The organism is Tabrizicola oligotrophica (assembly GCF_011008935.1).
GTDB lineage: Bacteria > Pseudomonadota > Alphaproteobacteria > Rhodobacterales > Rhodobacteraceae > Tabrizicola_A > Tabrizicola_A oligotrophica.
Genome location: NZ_JAAIVJ010000004.1, coordinates 161641 through 179440 on the forward strand (window position 1 = coordinate 161641; position 17800 = coordinate 179440).

The following is a 17800-nucleotide window of genomic DNA, read 5'->3' on the forward strand; positions in this document are numbered from 1 at the left end:
CCTCAGCCGGGGTGGAAGAAGCCGTGGATCGTCTCGGCCATGGCCTGAGAAATGCCCTCGACCGCCATCAGATCCGGCAGGCCCGCGCGCGAAACCGCCTTGGCCGACCCGAAATGCGCCAGAAGCGCGCGTTTGCGGGTGGCCCCCACGCCGGGGATTTCATCCAAGGGCGTCGCTGACACCGCCTTGGCGCGCTTGGCGCGATGCGCGCCATTGGCCCAGCGGTGTGCCTCGTCGCGCAGGCGCTGGATGAAATACAGCACCGGATCGTTGCGCGGCAGGGCCATGGGAGGCAACCCGTCGCGGTGGAATTCCTCCTTGCCCGCGTCACGGTCGATGCCCTTGGCCACGCCGATCACCGCCACCTCATCGACGCCCATTTCGGCCAGCACCCCGACCACCGCCGAGATCTGCCCCGCCCCGCCGTCGATCAGCAAAAGGTCGGGCCACATCTCGGTCTTGCGATCCGGGTCTTCCTTCAAGAGCCGCTCGAAGCGCCGGGTCAGAACCTCGCGCATCATGCCGAAATCGTCGCTGTTCACCCCGGCCTCGGAGCGGATGTTGAACTTGCGATACTGGCTTTTCAGGAAACCCTCGGCGCCCGCCACGATCATGCCGCCCACCGCGTCGCTGCCCTGGATATGGGCGTTGTCGTAAACCTCGATCCGGGCGGGCGGCGCGTCCAGATCAAAAGCCTCGGCCAGCCCGGCCAGAAGCTTCATCTGGGTCGAGCTTTCCGACATCCGCCGGGCAAGGCTTTCGCGGGCGTTGCGCGTGGCGTTTTCCACCAGTTCGGCCTTCTCGCCACGCTGCGGCACCGCCAGCTCCACCTTCCGCCCGGCGCGGGCCGACAGGGCCTCGGCCACCAGATCGGGGTTTTCCACCGGATGCGACAACAGGATCAGCCGGGGCGGCTCCTTGTCGCCGTAGAACTGGGTCAGGAAAGCCTCAAGGATCTCCGGCTCCTCGGCCCCTGCCCCGGTTTTGGGGTAGAAATCGCGATTGCCCCAGCTTTGGTTGGCGCGGATGAAGAACACCTGCACGCAGGCCTGCCCGTGTTCCAGATGCAGCGCCACCACATCCGCCTCGGCCACGTTTGCCGGATTGATGCCCTGGGATTGCTGCACCTGCGTCAGCGCCTTGATCCGGTCACGCAGCGCCGCCGCGCGCTCGAACTCCATCGCCGCAGAGGCTTCGGCCATCTCGCGCGCCAGATTGGCCTGAACGGCAGTGGATTTGCCATCAAGGAACCGCTCGGCATCATCGACCAAGGCGGCGTAACCCGCCTCATCCACCCGCCCGACGCAGGGCGCGGCGCAGCGTTTGATCTGGTGCTGCAGGCAGGGCCGCGTCCGGCTGGCGAACATCGCGTCCGAGCAGTTGCGCAACAGGAACACCTTCTGCAACTGGTTCAGCGTCCGGTTCACGGCGCCCGCGCTGGCAAAGGGGCCGAAGTAGCGGCCCTTTTCCTTCTTCGCCCCCCGGTGCTTCTTGATCTGCGGAAAGGCATGCTCGCGGCTGATGAGGATGTTCGGGAACGACTTGTCATCGCGCAAGAGCACGTTGTAGCGCGGCTTCAGCTGCTTGATGAGGTTCTGCTCCAGAAGCAACGCCTCAAGCTCGGTCCGCGTGGTCAGGAACATCATCGAGGCGGTCTCGTGGATCATCCGCGAAATCCGCGCCGAATGTCCCGAGGGCCGGGCATAGTTCGACACCCGCGCCTTCAGATTCCGCGCCTTGCCGACATAGAGAACCTCGGAGGATGCGTTCAACATGCGGTAAACCCCTGGGCTGGAGTCCAGCGTGCGCAGGTAATCCTGAATCAGGTCATGGCCGGTGAGGGGTGTTTCGTTCATGCAGAAAGAGGCCTTCGGGATGCATTGATTCTTGCCCTTGGCTGCAATGATACCGGGCGCGGAGCAAGAGGGAAGAAGTCCACCGCTTTTGTGGATAACTTTGCGGAGAAGATTTCGGGAGCGCGGAATTTCCCTTGTTTTCAGCCCGCCTCAACGAATTGCCTATTTTTTAGGCAATTCCACAACGCGTTGATTTTCAACAAAACATTTTTTACCACCGGGCAAATCCCTGATAAATCAGGAGATTTTATGAACACTTCGTGACAGCTCTGCCGAAAGTGGACAACTCGTCGCCGGGCCCTGCCCCCCGGTCACTCAATCCCCAGCACGTCAGGGGTCTGCCACCCCAGATGCTGCCCGCCATCCACCGCGATCAGCTGGCCGGTGACAGCCGGGGAATCGAGGAAAAAGCCAAGCGCGGCCGTGATATCGGCCGGGTTCGCGCCGCGTTTCAAAACGGTAGCGGCGCGCTGGCGCGAGAAATGGCCGTCGCTTTGACGCAGGCCTTGCAAGGTCGGGCCGGGGCCTATGGCGTTGACGCGGATCTGCGGCGCAAGCGCCTGCGCCGCCGTCCGGGTCAGCGCCCAAAGCCCCATCTTGGCGATGGTATAGGACATGAATTCGGGGGTCAGCTTGTGGACGCGCTGGTCGATCATATTGAGGATCATCGCACTTGCCATCGCTTCTCCCGCCTCATCCACCCCGGCCTCGGGCGCCTGGGCGGCAAAGGCCTGGGTCAGCACGAAGGGCGCGCGCAGGTTCGATTCCATCGCCCGGTCCCAGCTCTTGCGGGTCGCCGAACGCAGTGAATCATATTCGAAGATCGACGCGTTGTTGATCAGCACGGTCAAGGGCCCGCCGAGCCCCTGCACGGCCATCGGCACCAGCTTTTCCACCTGGCTTTCGATCAGAAGATCGGCGCGCAGCGCGCAGGCCCGCCGCCCCAGCGCCGTGATCTCCCTGACCACCGCCTCGGCCTCCTTGCGCGAGGCGGCGTAGTGGATGGCCACGTCATAGCCCCGCTTCGCCAGATAAAGCGCCATTTCGCGGCCAAGTCGCTTGCCCGCCCCCGTCACCAATGCCCGCATGTCACCCCTTCCCGCAATCACACCCGGATGAACCGATCATATAGCGCCCGCAGCGCGGACAGACAGGTGCCTTGACGGCCTTCCGGCGCAACGCGGTCAGGCGGTCAAGCCGGTTCGGGAACAGCAGCTTGCCGATCATGCCGATCAGCGCCATGACGAGAAGGAAGATGAGGATGATCTTGAACAGCATCTACAAGCCATAGCGGGCCCAAAGCGCCCTGTCCTCGACAGATTGCATCAGATCCTCGGCGATGGACAGGCCAAAGCGTGCCAGAAGGCCGCGCTTCATGCCCAGCGGCACCAGATCAACCCTGGCGCCGAAGATCTCTTTCATCTTTGGCACCAGATGGCCAATTCCATCGGCCAGACCCAGATCGACAGCTTGCCCGCCCGCCCAGACATCCGCGTTGAAAAGGTCGGCCCCCTCGGCCAGACGGTTGCCGCGCCGCGCCATGACATGCGCGACAAAAGCCTGATGGATCGGGGTCTGCAGGGCGCGCAGCCGCTCGATGTCCTCGGGCTTTTGCGGCAGGAACGGATCGGCCAGGCTTTTCGACTTGCCCGCCGTGACAACGCGGCGTTCGATGCCGTGGCGGGCCATAGCTTCGGGGAAGCCGAAGCTGGCGAAGATCACCCCGATCGAGCCGAGGATCGAGCTGTCGTCGACCCAGATTTCATCGCCGGCGCAGGCCAGCCAATAGCCGCCCGAGGCCGCGACATCCTCGACAAAGGCATAGACCTTGACGCCCTTCTCCGCCGCCAGCCGCCGGATGCGGGCGGCGATCAGGCTGGACTGCACGGGCGAGCCGCCGGGGGAGTTGATCGCCAGCGCCACGGCAGCCGGTTTCATGCGGAAGGCCTTTTCGATCACCGGGGCGAGGCCTGCGTCGGAAAGCGCCGTGCGCCCGGTGCCGATGCCGCCCTGCAGGCGGATGACGGGGACACGCGGCGGCCGTTTCAGGAAGGGAATGAAGCGTTTCATGGCTTCAGAGGTAGGGTGCGCGCCGGCGTTGCGCAACCACGGCGTTGCACCGCTTGCCACGGCGGCCGCGGCGGGCCAATTTGCGGGGATGATCGACAAGCTGGAAATGTTCATCGCACTGGCCAACGAGCGGCACTTCGGCCGGGCGGCCGAGGTGATCGGCGTCACCCAGCCCAGCCTGTCCAGCGCCATCCGCCAGCTTGAGGATCAGCTTGGCGTGCAGCTTGTCTATCGCGGCAGCCGGTTTCAGGGCCTGACGCCTGAGGGCCAGCGCGTGCTGGACTGGGCGCGGCGGATCGTCGGCGACATGCGCGCCCTGAAAGACGAGATGCGCTCGGTCCATGCCGGGCTGTCGGGCAACTTGCGGATCGGGGTCATTCCGACCGCCCTGCCGATGGTGGCCGATCTGACTGCCCCCTTCACCGCCCGGCACCCCAACATGCGCGTCACGATCCTGTCGCGCACCTCAGCCGAAATTCTCGACGGCATCGACAGTCTGGAACTGGATGCGGGCATTACCTACCTCGACAACGAGCCTTTGGGGCGCGTCACCCAGACCCCGCTTTATACCGAGTTCTACCGGTTTCTCTGCGCCCCGGCTTCGCCTTTTGCCGGGCGGGCGCAGATCAGCTGGCATGAGGTGGCAAGTGAGCCGCTGTGCCTTCTGACTTCCGACATGCAGAACCGCCGCATCGTCAACCAGCACCTCGCCGAAGCCGGGGCGCGGGTGGCGGCGATGGTGGAGAGCAATTCCACCATCGCGCTGGTGTCGCATGTCCGCTCGGGCCTTTGGGCCAGCGTCGTGCCGATGAAGCTGGCCGAGATGTTCACCGGGCAGGGTCTGGTGGCCATTCCCATCGTGGAACCGGAGGCCGAGCATCTGGTGGGCCTTGTCACCACCCGCCGCGATCCGCAGACCCCGGTATTGCAGGCGCTGATCGAGGCGGCGGCGCGGCTCGGGCGGAAACGATAGACATCGCCTATTGAATGACGGGATATCCATATTGATTTCCCTATCACGCGGCGTACTACGGCATGCAGCTACCAAAGGGCCGCCATATGCTTGATTCTGTCGAAGTCACCTCTCGGGTTGGGGAAATCCTGACTGCCCACAAGGGGATGGAGGGGTCGCTTCTGCCGATCCTTCATGCCATTCAGGCCGAGTTTGGCCATGTGCCGCAGGCCGCGCTGCCGATCATCGCGCAGGATCTGAACCTGTCGAAGGCCGAAGTGCATGGCGTGATGTCGTTCTACCACGACTTCCGCGAGAACCCGGCGGGCAAGCATGTGCTGAAACTCTGCCGGGCCGAGGCCTGCAAATCGATGGGTGCCGACCGGGTTGCCGCCCATGCCCAGAAGGCCCTTGGCATCGAATGGCACGAAACCACCACCGATGGCCGCGTCACGCTGGAACCGGTGTTCTGCCTTGGCCTGTGCGCCTGCGCCCCCTCGGCGCTGGTTGACGGCAAGCTCGTCGGCCGCGTCGACGAGGCAAAACTGGACAGCATCATCGGGGGCCTGAAATGAAGATCTACCTGCCGCTCGATTCCGCCGCCGTAGCGCTTGGCGCCGACGAGATTGCCCATGCCCTGCATGCCCACGCCAAGGCCAAGGGCGTTGACCTGACGATCATCCGCAACGGCTCGCGCGGGATGGTCTGGCTGGAACCGCTGGCCGAAGTGGAAACCCCCACCGGCCGCATGGCCTTTGGTCCGATGGCGCTGGCCGATGTGCCGGCCCTCTTTGGTGATCTGGCGGCGCATCCAAAGGCGCTTGGCCTGACCGACGACCTGCCCTGGATGAAGGCGCAGACCCGGCTGACCTTTGCCCGCGTCGGCGTGATTGATCCGCTGTCGCTGGCCGACTATCGCGCGCATGGCGGCCTGAAGGGCCTTGAGCGGGCGCTTGGCATGGCGCAGGCCGACATGGTGGCCGAAGTCACCAACTCCGGCCTGCGGGGCCGGGGCGGCGCGGGCTTCCCGACCGGCATCAAGTGGAAGACGGTTTCGGAAGCCAAGGCCGACCGCAAATACATCGTCTGCAACGCCGACGAGGGCGACAGCGCCACTTTTGCCGACCGCATGCTGATGGAAGGCGACCCCTTCACCCTGATCGAGGGCATGGCGATTGCCGGCCTCGCCTGCGGCGCGACCAAGGGCTTTGTCTATATCCGTTCGGAATACCCCGTCGCCATCGAGGTGATGCAGAAAGCCGTCGAGATCGCCCGTGCCGAGGGCGTTCTGGGCGCGAAGGTCATGGGCAAAGGCCCGGCTTTCGACATGGAAATCCGCGTCGGTGCCGGGGCCTATGTCTGCGGCGAGGAAACCAGCCTCTTGAACAGCCTTGAAGGCAAGCGCGGCGTGGTGCGGGCGAAACCCCCGCTGCCGGCGCTGCAGGGCTTCATGGGCAAGCCGACGGTGGTGAACAACGTCATTTCGCTGGCCTCGGTGCCGGTGATCTTTGAAAAGGGCGCCGCGCATTACAAGGACTTCGGCCTTGGCCGGTCGCGCGGGACGATCCCGCTGCAGATTGCGGGCAACGTCAAATACGGCGGGCTTTACGAGATTGCCTTTGGCCTGACCTTGGGCGAGATCGTCGACAAGATCGGCGGCGGTACGGCTTCGGGTCGTCCGGTGAAGGCGGTGCAGGTGGGTGGCCCGCTGGGCGCCTATTTCCCGCGCGCGCTCTTTGACACGCCCTTCGGCTACGAGGAATTCGCCGGCAAGGATGGCCTGATTGGCCACGCCGGCCTGACGGTGTTCGACGACACGGCCGACATGCTGGGCATGGCGCGCTTTGCCATGGAATTCTGCGCCATCGAATCCTGCGGCAAATGCACGCCCTGCCGGATCGGCGCGGTGCGCGGCGTGGAAACCCTCGACCGTCTTGGTCGCGGCGACGCATCAGCTCTGCCGATTCTGACCGATCTGTGCAATACTATGAAGGCCGGTTCCCTCTGTGCCCTTGGCGGCTTCACCCCCTATCCGGTGATGTCGGCCCTCACCCATTTCCCTGACGACTTCTCCACCCAGAAGGAGGCCGCCGAATGAAAGACTTCATCATCCCGTCCGACCGCGATTTCGGCACGCCCTTTGTCCGCTCGACCGCCACGGTGACGCTGAACATCGACGGCTTTGACGTGACCGTGCCGGAAGGCACCTCGATCATGCGCGCCGCCGCCGAGATCGGCATTTCGGTGCCGAAGCTTTGCGCCTCCGACAACATGGAGGCCTTCGGCTCGTGCCGTCTGTGTCTGGTGGAAATCGAAGGCCGCGCCGGCACGCCGGCGTCCTGCACCACTCCGGTTGCGCCGGGGATCAAGGTTCACACCCAGACCGGCAAGCTCAAGCAGCTGCGCAAGGGGGTGATGGAGCTTTACATCTCGGACCACCCGCTGGATTGCCTGACCTGTGCTGCCAATGGCGATTGCGAGTTGCAGGACATGGCCGGCGCCGTCGGCCTGCGCGACGTGCGTTATGAAGCGATCGACACTCATTTCCGGGCGAAGAACACCAGCGGCGAGGCCAATCCGCAATGGCTGCCCAAGGATGAATCCAACCCCTATTTCACCTATGACCCGGCGAAATGCATTGTCTGCTCGCGCTGCGTGCGGGCCTGCGAGGAAGTGCAGGGCACCTTCGCCCTGACCATCGAGGGCCGCGGCTTTGACAGCCGGGTCTCGTTCGGCGCCAAGACCGATGACGCGCTGGCCTCGGATTGCGTCTCGTGCGGCGCCTGCGTGCAGGCCTGCCCGACTGCAACCCTGTCGGAAAAATCGCTGATCGAGATCGGCACGCCGGAGCATTCGGTCATCACCACCTGCGCCTATTGTGGCGTTGGTTGCCAGTTCAAGGCGGAAATGCGCGGCGACGAGCTGGTGCGCATGACCCCCTACAAGCACGGCAAGGCCAACCGGGGCCATAGCTGCGTCAAGGGCCGCTTTGCCTATGGCTATGCCAGCCATCAGGACCGCATCCTGTCGCCGATGATCCGCGACAGCATCAACGACCCGTGGAAGGAAGTCTCCTGGGCCGAGGCGATGGAATTCGCCGCGAACCGCATGCAGGGCATCATCACCAAATACGGGCAGAAATCCGTCGGCGTCATCACCTCCTCGCGCTGCACCAATGAAGAAACCTATCTGGTGCAGAAGCTGACCCGCGGGGTGTTCCTGAACAACAACACCGACACCTGCGCCCGCGTCTGCCATTCGCCGACCGGCTATGGCCTGGGCCAGACCCTTGGCACTTCGGCCGGCACGCAGGACTTCGACTCGGTCGAGTTCACCGATGTCGCCATCGTCATCGGCGCCAACCCGGCGTCGGGCCACCCGGTCTTTGCCAGCCGCCTGAAGAAGCGCATTCGCGCCGGAGCCAAGCTGATCGTGATCGACCCGCGCCGCACCGAAATGGTGGACAGCCCGCATATCAAGGCCGCGCATCATCTGGCGCTGACGCCCGGCACCAACGTCGCCATCGTCACCGCGCTGGCGCATGTGATCGTGACCGAAAAGCTTTATGATGAAGAGTTCATCCGCACTCGCTGCGACTGGGACGAGTTCCAGGATTATGCCGAATTCGTCAGCGCCGCCCACAACTCGCCCGAAGCGGTCGAGGTTCTGACCGGGGTGAAGGCCGATGAAGTCCGCGCGGCGGCCCGGCTTTACGCCAAGGGCGGCAATGGCGCGATCTATTACGGCCTCGGCGTGACCGAACACAGCCAGGGCTCGACCACGGTGATCGGCATTGCCAACCTTGCGATGATGACCGGCAACGTCGGCCGTCCGGGCGTGGGCGTGAACCCCTTGCGCGGCCAGAACAACGTGCAGGGCTCTTGCGACATGGGCTCGTTCCCGCATGAACTGCCGGGCTACCGCCATGTGAAGAACGCCGATGTCCGCGCCATCTATGAAAAGCTCTGGGGCGTGACCATCGACAGCGAGCCGGGCCTGCGCATCCCGAACATGCTGGACGCCGCGGTGGAAGGCACCTTCAAGGGGCTTTACTGCCAGGGTGAGGACATCCTGCAATCCGACCCCGACACCAAGCACGTCTCGGCCGGTCTCGCCGCGATGGAATGCGTCATCGTGCATGACCTGTTCCTGAACGAGACCGCGAACTACGCCCATGTGTTCTTCCCCGGTTCGTCCTTCCTTGAAAAGGATGGCACCTTCACCAACGCCGAGCGCCGCGTCAACATGGTGCGCAAGGTGATGGCGCCGAAGCAGGGCTATGCCGACTGGGAAGTGACCCAGATGTTCGCCAATGCCATGGGCGCGGGCTGGAATTACACCCATCCGGCGCAGATCATGGAAGAAATCGCCATGACGACGCCCTCCTTCGCGGGCGTCACCTATGACCGCATCGAGGAGCTTGGCTCGATCCAGTGGCCCTGCAACGACAAGGCCCCGGAAGGCACGCCGCTGATGCATGTCGACGGCTTCGTGCGCGGCAAGGGCAAGTTCATCAACACCGAGTATGTGGCGACCGACGAAAAGACCGGCCCGCGCTTCCCGCTGTTGCTGACGACGGGCCGCATCCTGTCGCAATACAACGTCGGCGCGCAGACCCGCCGCACCGACAACGTGGCCTGGCATGCCGAAGATGTGCTGGAGATCCACCCGCACGACGCCGAGGTGCGCGGCATCAAGGAAGGCGCCTGGGTGCGGCTGGCCTCGCGGTCGGGCGAAACCACGCTGCGCGCGACGGTGACCGACAAGGTCAATCCGGGTGTCGTCTATACCACCTTCCACCACCCCGACACGCAAGCCAACGTCATCACCACCGATTTCTCGGACTGGGCCACCAACTGCCCGGAATACAAGGTGACGGCGGTGCAGGTTGCGCCCTCGAACGGGCCGTCGGAGTGGCAGGAGGAATACAACGCCCAAGCCGCCCGCTCGCGCCGGATCGCGGCGGCCGAATAGGACGGGCCGCGTGATGCAGACCCACCGCCCCCTTCCCCGCCTGGTTTTCGGGCGGGGCGGTTCGGGAAGCTCGCGAGAGCTGCCCGCCGAGGTGGCGGTGGCGATTTCCTATAACGGCTCGACTCAGGCCGTGATGATGGCCACCCCCGCCGATCTTGTTGATTTCGCTTATGGATTCAGCCTGACCGAAGGCATCGCCACGGCGGACGAGATCGAAAGCGTCGAAGCGGTGGAGACCGATCTGGGCATCGACCTGCAAATCTGGCTGAAAGCCCCCGCCGAGGATCGCCAGCGCGCGCGCCGCCGGTCGATGGCCGGGCCGGTCGGCTGCGGGCTGTGCGGCATCGACAGCCTGGAAGAAGCCCAGCGCAAGCCGCGCCGGGTTGCCGACAGTACCTTCACCATGACGCCGGCCGAGATCATGCAGGCCATGGCCGACATCACTTCGCACCAGCCGTTGCACGACATCACCCGCGCCGCCCATGCCGCCGCCTTCTGGTCAGGCGGGATCGTTGCCGCGCGCGAGGATGTCGGACGGCACAACGCGCTGGATAAACTCATCGGGGCGATGGGCAGGATTGCCCACCCTGCGGGAGCGGTCGTGCTGACTTGCCGCACCTCGATCGACATGGTGCAGAAATGCGCCGCCGCCGGTTTTCCGCTCATCATCGCGGCCTCGGCCCCCACCGCCACCGCCGTCGAGACGGCCGAGGCTGCCGGCATAACCCTCATCGCCCTCGCCCGCCCCGACGGGTTCGAGGTCTTTACCCACCCCCACCGCATCGCACCGCAAGAGGCCGCCCATGTCGCATGAAATCCATCACAATTCCGGGCCCCATTCCAAGCTGATCTACATGGCCAACCAGATTGCCAAGTTCATGGAATCAAAGCCCCATGACGAGGGCGTCGCCGGGTTGTCCAGCCATATCAACGACTTCTGGGAACCCCGGATGCGCCGCCACCTGTTCGAGGTGCTGGATGCCGGCGGCACTGGTCTGCGCCCGCTGGTGCTGGACGCCGCCACAAAGATCAAGCGCCCGGCGGCGGCCTGACACCACAGCCCCCCACCCCCAGCCCCTCCCCATGAAGGGGGAGGGGAGGCGATCGGCCTGCAAGGCGGGCTCGGGGTATTTGGCGCTGGATTGCGACACCGGCAGCAGCGACACTGGCAGGTGACCGTTCGGGCCACGCGCGAAACCTGGCCCGTTCCGCGCGCGCCTCTGTGGAGAGGGGCCGGAGGTGGAGCCAAGTTCAGAAATCAAAGAGGTCCGACAGGAAGCTCTCGCGCCGCTTGCGCGGGCGGCGGTCATGGTCGTCATCGTCGTAATCCCGTGCCCGACGCTCCTCGCGCCGCGGCTCGTCCCGCCGGGGTTCAGCGGCATAGGCCTGTGCCGCCCCGCGCGCCGGTTCCTTCAACGCAACCGGGACTTCGGCCGCTGCCGCCCGCTCGATGATCTTGTCCAGCTCGCCCCGATCCAGCCAGACCCCCCGGCATTTCGGGCAATAGTCGATCTCGACGCCGTTCCGATCGGCCATCACGAGGGTTTCATTGTCTACCGGGCAACGCATGGGCTCTCCTCTTCGCATTTCAGCCGATGTGGGGGTGCGACGGCGCACAGACAAGGGGCTGTCCGATGGATTGAACGCCGCGCCCGCAACCCCTAGCTTGATCCCGATCCAACCCACCAGGACACGACCCATGACCAATTCCCCTTATGTTCCCCCGAAAGTCTGGACCTGGGACAAGAGCAATGGCGGCAAGTTCGCAAGCACCAACCGCCCCATCGCCGGGGCCACACATGAAAAGCCGCTGCCGCGCGGCAAGCATGCCCTGCAACTTTACTCGCTGGCCACGCCGAACGGGCAAAAGGTGACGATCCTGCTGGAGGAACTGGTCGAGGCCGGGCTTCTGGCCGATTACGATGCCTGGCTGGTCTCGCTTTCCGGCGATCAGTTCGGCTCGGGCTTTGTCGACGTGAACCCCAACTCGAAAATTCCGGCGCTGGTGGATTATTCCGGTGACCGGCCTGTCCGGGTGTTCGAATCCGGCTCGATCCTTCTTCACCTGGCCGAAAAATTCGGCGCGTTCTTGCCCGCCTCCGGCCCGGAGCGGACGGAAACCCTGAACTGGCTGATGTGGCAGATGGGATCCGCGCCCTTCGTCGGGGGCGGTTTTGGCCATTTCTTCGTCTATGCCTCGGAGAAACACGAATACCCGATCAACCGTTATGCCATGGAAACCAAACGGCAACTCGACGTGCTGGATCGTCACCTGGCAGAGGTTCCCTATGTCGCGGGCAGCGCCTATTCCATCGCCGACATGGCGATCTGGCCCTGGTATGGCGGGCTGGTGCTGGGGCGGGCCTATAACGCGGCCGAGTTTCTGGATGTGACCTCCTACAAACACCTGGTGGCATGGGCCGAAAAGATCGACGCCCGGCCGGCGGTAAGGCGCGGGCGGCTCGTCAACCGCAATTGGGGGCCGGACGACGAACAGGTGCCGAACCGGCATTCAGCGGCAGATTTCGCCGGCAAGGCGGTGTGAGCGGCACCTCCTCGTCGGTCTTCGACCGCTCGTCGCGCGGACCCGGCGCGAGGAGCGGACGAACAGTCCGATGACGAGCATATGGACAGGACCGCGACGAACGATTATGGTTCCCGCAGAGCCGGGGCGATGGCGTCGCCCCGAAAAGCGCTCTTGCCGTCCTGTACGCCGGGACCTTTCGGGGTCCCCTTCGGACCCCTTTGATGAGGTCTGAACATGCCAATCGAACGTCCGCAACAATACCGCTTCCGCCAAGGCGACCGGGTTCTGCCCTTTGCCGCCTCGGAATATGACGCCCGCATCGCCGGCCTGCGCGAGATCATGGAGATCCACGGGGTTGACGCCTGCGTCTTCACCTCGATGCACTCGATCGCCTATTACTCGGGCTTCCTCTATTGCTCCTTCGGCCGCCCCTACGGCCTTGTCGTCACCCCCAGCGAATGCGTGACCATCTCGGCCGGCATCGACGCCGCCCAACCCTGGCGCCGCAGCCATGGTGACAGCATCACCTATACCGACTGGCAGCGCGACAACTACTGGCGCGCGGTGCTGTCGGTGACAGGCGAGGGCCGCGTCATCGGCTGCGAGGCCGATCACCTGACGCTGGTGCAGTCGGAAAAGCTGAATGCCTTCCTGAAACCGAAGAAGGGCGTGGATATTTCCAAGGCGGCGATGGAACAGCGGATGATGAAATCACCCGCCGAAATCGAGCTGATCCGCCACGGCGCGGCGGTGGCCGACGTGGGCGGCTTTGCCATCCGCGACGCGGTCAAGGAAGGTCTGCGCGAGATCGACATCGCCATGGCAGGTCGCGATGCGATGGAACTGGAGATTGCCAAGCGCTTCCCCGATGCCGAATACCGCGATACCTGGGTGTGGTTCCAGTCGGGCATCAACACCGACGGCGCGCATAACCCGGTCACGGGCCGCAAGCTCATGCGCGGAGATATCCTGTCGCTGAACACCTTCCCGATGATCTCGGGCTATTACACCGCGCTGGAACGCACGATGTTCGTCAAGGACTGCGACGCCGCCTCGCGCCGGATCTGGGACATCAACGTCGCCGCCCATGAATACGGTATCAGCCTGTTGAAACCCGGCGCCTCCTGCGCCGAGGTGACGCAGAAGCTGAACACCTTCTTCGAAGAGCATCAGGTGCTGCAATACCGCACCTTCGGTTATGGCCACTCGTTCGGGGTTCTCTCGCACTACTACGGCCGCGAAGCCGGGCTTGAGCTGCGCGAGGACATCGACACCGTGCTGGAGCCGGGCATGGTGATCTCGATGGAGCCGATGCTGACCATCCCCGAGGGCCAGCCGGGCGCCGGCGGCTACCGCGAGCATGACATTCTGGTCATCACCGAGGACGGGAACGAGGATATCACCAAGTATCCCTACGGGCCGGACTTCAACATCGTGGGGTAAGCCCCGACCTCGGCAACTGCCGGGGTCAAAACGCTCCGGTGGAGCGTTTTGAGGGGCGAACGCCCGAGCAAGCTTGCGAGGGCCGGGGGGAAACTCCCGGCCCTTTTTCACAACGTGATTCTCTCTGTCGCAAGGGCCAGCAGGATAGCCGCACAAGACGCCCGGAACATCCGCGCGCAGACCGCGATCTGCATCGCGCTGCCCTGAATGTCCGACACGATCAGGCAGGCAGCGGGAATCCTGCATTTGGCGTCTTCCGCCTTGAGCCCGGAAAACCCGCCCTTCCCGCCACTTCCCCGGCTTTTCTTTTTCCAACGTCGCGCGGGGCCTTGACGCAAGGGGCGCCGGGCGGCTTCTGTGCCGCGAATTGCCCTTTCCCGAGATCTGACATGTCCCCGATTCTCCGCCTTGTGGCGCTTGCGTCCTTCTCTGTGCTTGCCGCCTGCGCCACGACCCCGCCGGAAGAAAGCTCGACCGCGCCGTCCACCAAACCCGGATATGAAGCAGTGGAAGACGACGGCTTCATGATCGAGGCGGTGGAGGAACGCCATCTTTCGGGCGGGCGCGAAAGGACTGAGGTCGCCTACAACGGCCCGGAAAGCGCCGGCACCATCGTCGTCGATACCTTTGCCCGCAAGCTTTACCATGTGCAGGAGGGCGGCCGGGCGATGCGCTATTCGATCGCCGTCGGCCGTGAGGGCCTGTCGTTCCGCGGTTCGGGTGTGATCGGGCGCAAGGCCAAATGGCCGTCCTGGCAGCCCACGGCCAACATGGTTCGCACCCGCCCCGACCTTTACGCCGAATACGCCGGCGGCATGGCGGGTGGCCTCGACAACCCCCTGGGAGCGCGGGCGATGTATCTTTATCGCGGCGGGCGTGACACCATGTTCCGCATCCATGGCACGATCCAGAACGCCACCATCGGCCATGCCACCAGCGCCGGCTGCATCCGGCTTTACAACCAGGACGCCATCTACCTCTTTGAGCAGGTCGAGATGGGCACCAAGGTAAAGGTCCGCTCGCAGGAAGAAAGCCTTGAGCTGGAGGGCCCCTACATGGACGACGCCTGGGGCCTGGCCGTTCCCGAAACACCCGAGAACGCCGCGCGTAAGGAAACCGACCTTGTGGCCAAGGCCGAACAGGAAGCCGCCGAAGCCAAGGCTGCCGAAGAAGCCGCCGCCAAGGCTGCTGCCGAACAGGCCGCCTATGACGCGATGAGCGACGAAGAAAAGGCCAAGCACGACGAGAAGCTCGCCAAGGCCGCCGCCAAGGCAGAAGCACTGGCGGAAAAGGAAAAAGCCAAGGCCGAGGCCCTTGCCGCGAAGGAGAAGGCCAAAGCCGAAGCTCTGGCCGCCAAGGAAGCTGCCGCGGCAGAGAAGGCTACTGCCAAGGCCGAGAAAGCGGCCGCCGCCGCCGAGAAGAAGCGGTTGGCCGCCTGCACCCGCAAGGGCATCGAGGAAAAGGACTGTCCGCCGCTGGAGGCTGCCAACGGCTGATCGGCCTGGTGGACCGGAAACAGGAAAAGGCCCGGAGACATCTCCGGGCCTTTTTCCATGATGCCGGCCATGGCTCGCGGTGGTGTCAGCCCCCGGCCATCAGCGCCTTCAGCACCGCCTGCGCTTCGGCGCCGTCCCAATGTGCGTCCCCGATCAACCGGCCAACCTCGGCACCTTCGGGGTTCAGGATCACCGTCACCGGCAGGCCCATGACCCCCATGGCGTGCGCCAGCTCCGAGCTGGGATCGCGCAGGTTCTCAAGGTTCTCGATCGCGGCCTCGGCAAAGAACCGTTCGATCCCGGCCACGTCATTGCGCCCCGTCGCCACCGGCACCACGGCAAGCTCGGGCATCGCCGCCTGCAACCGGTCGAGCGACGGCATCTCCTCGCGGCAGGGCGGGCACCAGGTGGCCCAGAAGTTCAGCACCACCCACTTGCCCTTGAATTCCGCCATCGAGCGCGGCGCGTCGGCCATGTCGAGCAAGCCGGCCTCGGGGATCGGCGCCGGGGTCTCGGCCAGCACCAGCTTGGCCATGTCGCCGGTCAAAAGCGCGGCGACATCCGCCGCCGCCGGGTTTGCACCAAAGAGAAAGGCCGTATAAAGCACCGCCAGAGCGTTCCGCATTCCATCCCCCAAAGGCCAGACCATGACCCAATCCAAAGATGCCGCCGCCAACGCCATGTGGGGCGGCCGTTTCGCCTCGGGCCCCGATGCCATCATGACGGCGATCAACGCCTCGATCGGTTTTGACCAGCGGCTTTATGCGCAGGACATCGCCGGATCGCGCGCCCATGCCACCATGCTGGCCGCGCAAGGCATCCTTAGCGATAACGATGCCAAGGCGATCGGGGAAGGGCTGCTCACGGTCTTGTCAGAGATCGAGGGCGGGAAGTTCACCTTTTCGGCCGCGCTGGAGGACATTCACCTCAACGTCGAATCCCGCCTGACCGAGATCATCGGCGATGCGGGCAAGCGGCTGCACACCGGGCGGTCGCGCAACGATCAGGTGGCAGTCGATTTCCGGCTCTGGGTGCGCGACCAGTGCGATGCCGCCATCGCGGGCCTCACCGCGCTGATGCAGGCGTTTCTGGCACAGGCCGAGGCGGGGGTGGACTGGGTGATGCCCGGCTTCACCCATCTGCAAACCGCGCAGCCGGTGACATGGGGCCACCACATGCTGGCCTATGTCGAAATGTTCGCCCGCGACCGCAGCCGTTTTGAGGATGCCCGCCGCCGGATGAACGAATGCCCTCTGGGCGCGGCGGCTTTGGCCGGCACATCTTTCCCGATTGACCGCTTTGCCACGGCCCGCGCGCTGGGGTTCGACCGGCCCACGGCGAACAGCCTCGATTCTGTCTCCGACCGCGATTTCGCGCTGGAGTTTCTTGCCGCCAGCAGCATCTGCGCCATGCACCTCAGCCGATTTGCCGAAGAGCTGGTGATCTGGTCCTCGGCGCAGTTCCGGTTCGTCCGGCTGTCGGACAAATGGACCACCGGTTCCTCGATCATGCCGCAGAAGAAGAACCCCGACGCGGCGGAGCTTCTGCGCGCCAAGCTGGGGCGGATTCTAGGCGCGACGGTGGCCTTGTTCACCATCATGAAGGGCCTTGCGCTGACCTATTCCAAGGACATGCAGGAAGACAAGGAACAGACCTTCGACGCCGCCGACACGCTGATGCTGGGTCTTGCAGCAATGACCGGCATGGTTTCCGACATGACGGCGAACCGCGACACGCTGCGGGCGGCGGCGGCCTCGGGGTTCTCCACCGCCACCGATCTGGCCGACTGGCTGGTGCGCCGTCTGGGCCTGCCGTTCCGCGATGCCCACCATGTGACGGGCACGCTGGTCGCCATGGCGGAAAAGGCCGGCATCGACCTGCCCGACCTGATGCTTGAGCAGATGCAATCGGTCCATGCCGGGATCACGGCAGAGGTCTTTGAGGTGTTGGGCGTCGACAACTCGGTGAATTCGCGGATGTCCTATGGCGGAACCTCGCCGGTCCGCGTGGCCGAGCAGGTGGCGCGCTGGAAGGCGGCTTTGGCGTAGGGCAGGATTTGCCTGCCGCTGGCGCATCTGCCTTTCGTTTAGCCGGGCCTTGGCAGCGGTCTTGGGGCTTGCCGCCAAAGGGGCTTTGCGCTTCGCATAGGGTGTCAGAAGGGGCGCTTGTCCCCGCAAGACGCTGAACAGGAAAGATTTGTCATGAACCTCTTGCTGAAACCCGCCCTCGCCCTTGCGCTGATCGCCCCGCTCGCCGCCTGTGGTGCCGATGGCGCACCCGTGGCCCCGACGCGCATGGATACGCCCGCCACCGGCATCACCCTTTCGGGCTGCGTCAAGGCCGGCGTCGTGGCCGGCCCGCCGGTCACTTCGGGCAGCCCCGCCCGCTGCTGAGCCGCGCGCCGCCAAGGCCGGCGCAGTTGATTGCGACCCGCGCGGCTTCTGCTATACCCGACGGACAGGTAACGCAGGGCCGCGCGGCA

General features: G+C 64.8%; 17 protein-coding genes. 11 read left to right on the top strand and 6 right to left on the bottom strand.

Features of this window, described 5'->3' with window-relative positions; translation table 11 throughout:
• Positions 1-2 precede the first annotated feature (2 nt).
• The 4 genes from uvrC to G4Z14_RS09375 form a co-directional block, all read right to left on the bottom strand.
• The gene (uvrC, locus tag G4Z14_RS09360) at positions 3-1856 is read right to left on the bottom strand and encodes an excinuclease ABC subunit UvrC (RefSeq protein ID WP_164625012.1); all 1854 of its coding nucleotides are present in this window, start codon (positions 1854-1856) and stop codon (positions 3-5) included.
• A gap of 311 nt (positions 1857-2167) precedes the next feature.
• Positions 2168-2944 carry an SDR family oxidoreductase gene (locus G4Z14_RS09365; protein ID WP_164625014.1) on the bottom strand — a complete coding sequence of 259 codons (777 nt, stop codon included), beginning with the start codon at positions 2942-2944 and terminating at the stop codon, positions 2168-2170.
• A 1-nt stretch (position 2945) separates the two neighbouring features.
• Positions 2946-3134, bottom strand: a complete 189-nt coding sequence (locus tag G4Z14_RS09370; protein ID WP_164625016.1) for a hypothetical protein — start codon at positions 3132-3134, stop codon at positions 2946-2948.
• Entirely contained in the window at positions 3135-3926 is a 792-nt protein-coding gene (locus G4Z14_RS09375; RefSeq protein ID WP_164625018.1) for a S49 family peptidase, read from the bottom strand.
• A gap of 88 nt (positions 3927-4014) precedes the next feature.
• Here G4Z14_RS09375 and G4Z14_RS09380 point away from each other — a divergent pair, with 88 nt between their 5' ends.
• The 6 genes from G4Z14_RS09380 to G4Z14_RS09405 all read left to right on the top strand — a co-directional run bounded on the left by G4Z14_RS09380 (position 4015) and on the right by G4Z14_RS09405 (position 10904).
• The gene (locus G4Z14_RS09380) at positions 4015-4899 is read left to right on the top strand and encodes a LysR family transcriptional regulator (RefSeq protein ID WP_164625020.1); all 885 of its coding nucleotides are present in this window, start codon (positions 4015-4017) and stop codon (positions 4897-4899) included.
• Between the two features lie 86 nt (positions 4900-4985).
• Positions 4986-5453: a formate dehydrogenase subunit gamma gene (locus G4Z14_RS09385; RefSeq protein ID WP_164625022.1), complete on the top strand. Its 468-nt coding sequence runs from the start codon at positions 4986-4988 to the stop codon at positions 5451-5453.
• Complete coding sequence (locus G4Z14_RS09390) at positions 5450-6976, top strand: formate dehydrogenase beta subunit (protein ID WP_164625024.1); 1527 nt, start codon at positions 5450-5452, stop codon at positions 6974-6976. The genes G4Z14_RS09385 and G4Z14_RS09390 overlap by 4 nt, the downstream gene beginning before the upstream one ends.
• A complete protein-coding gene (fdhF, locus tag G4Z14_RS09395; RefSeq protein ID WP_164625026.1) occupies positions 6973-9852 on the top strand; it encodes a formate dehydrogenase subunit alpha in 2880 nt (959 codons plus the stop codon). Before G4Z14_RS09390 ends, fdhF begins: the two co-directional genes overlap by 4 nt.
• Before the next feature lie 10 nt (positions 9853-9862).
• Positions 9863-10666, top strand: a complete 804-nt coding sequence (fdhD, locus tag G4Z14_RS09400; RefSeq protein WP_407703821.1) for a formate dehydrogenase accessory sulfurtransferase FdhD — start codon at positions 9863-9865, stop codon at positions 10664-10666.
• A complete protein-coding gene (locus tag G4Z14_RS09405) occupies positions 10656-10904 on the top strand; it encodes a formate dehydrogenase subunit delta (RefSeq protein WP_164625030.1) in 249 nt (82 codons plus the stop codon). The genes fdhD and G4Z14_RS09405 overlap by 11 nt, the downstream gene beginning before the upstream one ends.
• A gap of 199 nt (positions 10905-11103) precedes the next feature.
• Here the strand turns inward: G4Z14_RS09405 and G4Z14_RS09410 are convergent, their stop codons facing one another.
• Positions 11104-11421 carry a TFIIB-type zinc ribbon-containing protein gene (locus tag G4Z14_RS09410; protein ID WP_164625032.1) on the bottom strand — a complete coding sequence of 106 codons (318 nt, stop codon included), beginning with the start codon at positions 11419-11421 and terminating at the stop codon, positions 11104-11106.
• A 130-nt stretch (positions 11422-11551) separates the two neighbouring features.
• Between G4Z14_RS09410 and yghU the strand changes: the two genes are divergently transcribed.
• The 3 genes from yghU to G4Z14_RS19220 all read left to right on the top strand — a co-directional run bounded on the left by yghU (position 11552) and on the right by G4Z14_RS19220 (position 15318).
• Positions 11552-12397, top strand: a complete 846-nt coding sequence (gene yghU, locus G4Z14_RS09415) for a glutathione-dependent disulfide-bond oxidoreductase (protein ID WP_164625034.1) — start codon at positions 11552-11554, stop codon at positions 12395-12397.
• 216 nt (positions 12398-12613) lie between these two features.
• Positions 12614-13822, top strand: coding sequence for an aminopeptidase P family protein (locus tag G4Z14_RS09420; protein ID WP_164625036.1), 1209 nt, complete (start codon positions 12614-12616; stop codon positions 13820-13822).
• Between the two features lie 389 nt (positions 13823-14211).
• Positions 14212-15318, top strand: coding sequence for a L,D-transpeptidase (locus G4Z14_RS19220; RefSeq protein WP_164625038.1), 1107 nt, complete (start codon positions 14212-14214; stop codon positions 15316-15318).
• A gap of 85 nt (positions 15319-15403) precedes the next feature.
• Here the strand turns inward: G4Z14_RS19220 and G4Z14_RS09430 are convergent, their stop codons facing one another.
• Entirely contained in the window at positions 15404-15943 is a 540-nt protein-coding gene (locus G4Z14_RS09430) for a TlpA family protein disulfide reductase (protein WP_227751628.1), read from the bottom strand.
• 22 nt (positions 15944-15965) lie between these two features.
• Here G4Z14_RS09430 and argH point away from each other — a divergent pair, with 22 nt between their 5' ends.
• Together argH and G4Z14_RS09440 are read left to right on the top strand one after the other, a co-directional pair.
• Positions 15966-17366 carry an argininosuccinate lyase gene (argH, locus tag G4Z14_RS09435; protein ID WP_164625042.1) on the top strand — a complete coding sequence of 467 codons (1401 nt, stop codon included), beginning with the start codon at positions 15966-15968 and terminating at the stop codon, positions 17364-17366.
• A gap of 153 nt (positions 17367-17519) precedes the next feature.
• Positions 17520-17711, top strand: coding sequence for an argininosuccinate lyase (locus tag G4Z14_RS09440; protein ID WP_164625044.1), 192 nt, complete (start codon positions 17520-17522; stop codon positions 17709-17711).
• Positions 17712-17800: the final 89 nt, after the last annotated feature.

What these genes read in the sequence shown, in the direction of transcription:
- G4Z14_RS09375 (WP_164625018.1), bottom strand. Translation starts at nt 3,926, where the DNA reads ATGAAACGCTTCATTCCCTTCCTGAAACGGCCGCCGCGTGTCCCCGTC.
- G4Z14_RS09380 (WP_164625020.1), top strand. Translation starts at nt 4,015, where the DNA reads ATGATCGACAAGCTGGAAATGTTCATCGCACTGGCCAACGAGCGGCAC.
- yghU (WP_164625034.1), top strand. Translation starts at nt 11,552, where the DNA reads ATGACCAATTCCCCTTATGTTCCCCCGAAAGTCTGGACCTGGGACAAG.
- G4Z14_RS09430 (WP_227751628.1), bottom strand. Translation starts at nt 15,943, where the DNA reads ATGCGGAACGCTCTGGCGGTGCTTTATACGGCCTTTCTCTTTGGTGCA.
- uvrC (WP_164625012.1), bottom strand. Translation starts at nt 1,856, where the DNA reads ATGAACGAAACACCCCTCACCGGCCATGACCTGATTCAGGATTACCTG.
- G4Z14_RS09410 (WP_164625032.1), bottom strand. Translation starts at nt 11,421, where the DNA reads ATGCGTTGCCCGGTAGACAATGAAACCCTCGTGATGGCCGATCGGAAC.
- fdhF (WP_164625026.1), top strand. Translation starts at nt 6,973, where the DNA reads ATGAAAGACTTCATCATCCCGTCCGACCGCGATTTCGGCACGCCCTTT.
- G4Z14_RS19220 (WP_164625038.1), top strand. Translation starts at nt 14,212, where the DNA reads ATGTCCCCGATTCTCCGCCTTGTGGCGCTTGCGTCCTTCTCTGTGCTT.
- G4Z14_RS09370 (WP_164625016.1), bottom strand. Translation starts at nt 3,134, where the DNA reads ATGCTGTTCAAGATCATCCTCATCTTCCTTCTCGTCATGGCGCTGATC.
- G4Z14_RS09385 (WP_164625022.1), top strand. Translation starts at nt 4,986, where the DNA reads ATGCTTGATTCTGTCGAAGTCACCTCTCGGGTTGGGGAAATCCTGACT.
- G4Z14_RS09440 (WP_164625044.1), top strand. Translation starts at nt 17,520, where the DNA reads ATGAACCTCTTGCTGAAACCCGCCCTCGCCCTTGCGCTGATCGCCCCG.
- G4Z14_RS09390 (WP_164625024.1), top strand. Translation starts at nt 5,450, where the DNA reads ATGAAGATCTACCTGCCGCTCGATTCCGCCGCCGTAGCGCTTGGCGCC.
- G4Z14_RS09420 (WP_164625036.1), top strand. Translation starts at nt 12,614, where the DNA reads ATGCCAATCGAACGTCCGCAACAATACCGCTTCCGCCAAGGCGACCGG.
- argH (WP_164625042.1), top strand. Translation starts at nt 15,966, where the DNA reads ATGACCCAATCCAAAGATGCCGCCGCCAACGCCATGTGGGGCGGCCGT.
- G4Z14_RS09405 (WP_164625030.1), top strand. Translation starts at nt 10,656, where the DNA reads ATGTCGCATGAAATCCATCACAATTCCGGGCCCCATTCCAAGCTGATC.
- G4Z14_RS09365 (WP_164625014.1), bottom strand. Translation starts at nt 2,944, where the DNA reads ATGCGGGCATTGGTGACGGGGGCGGGCAAGCGACTTGGCCGCGAAATG.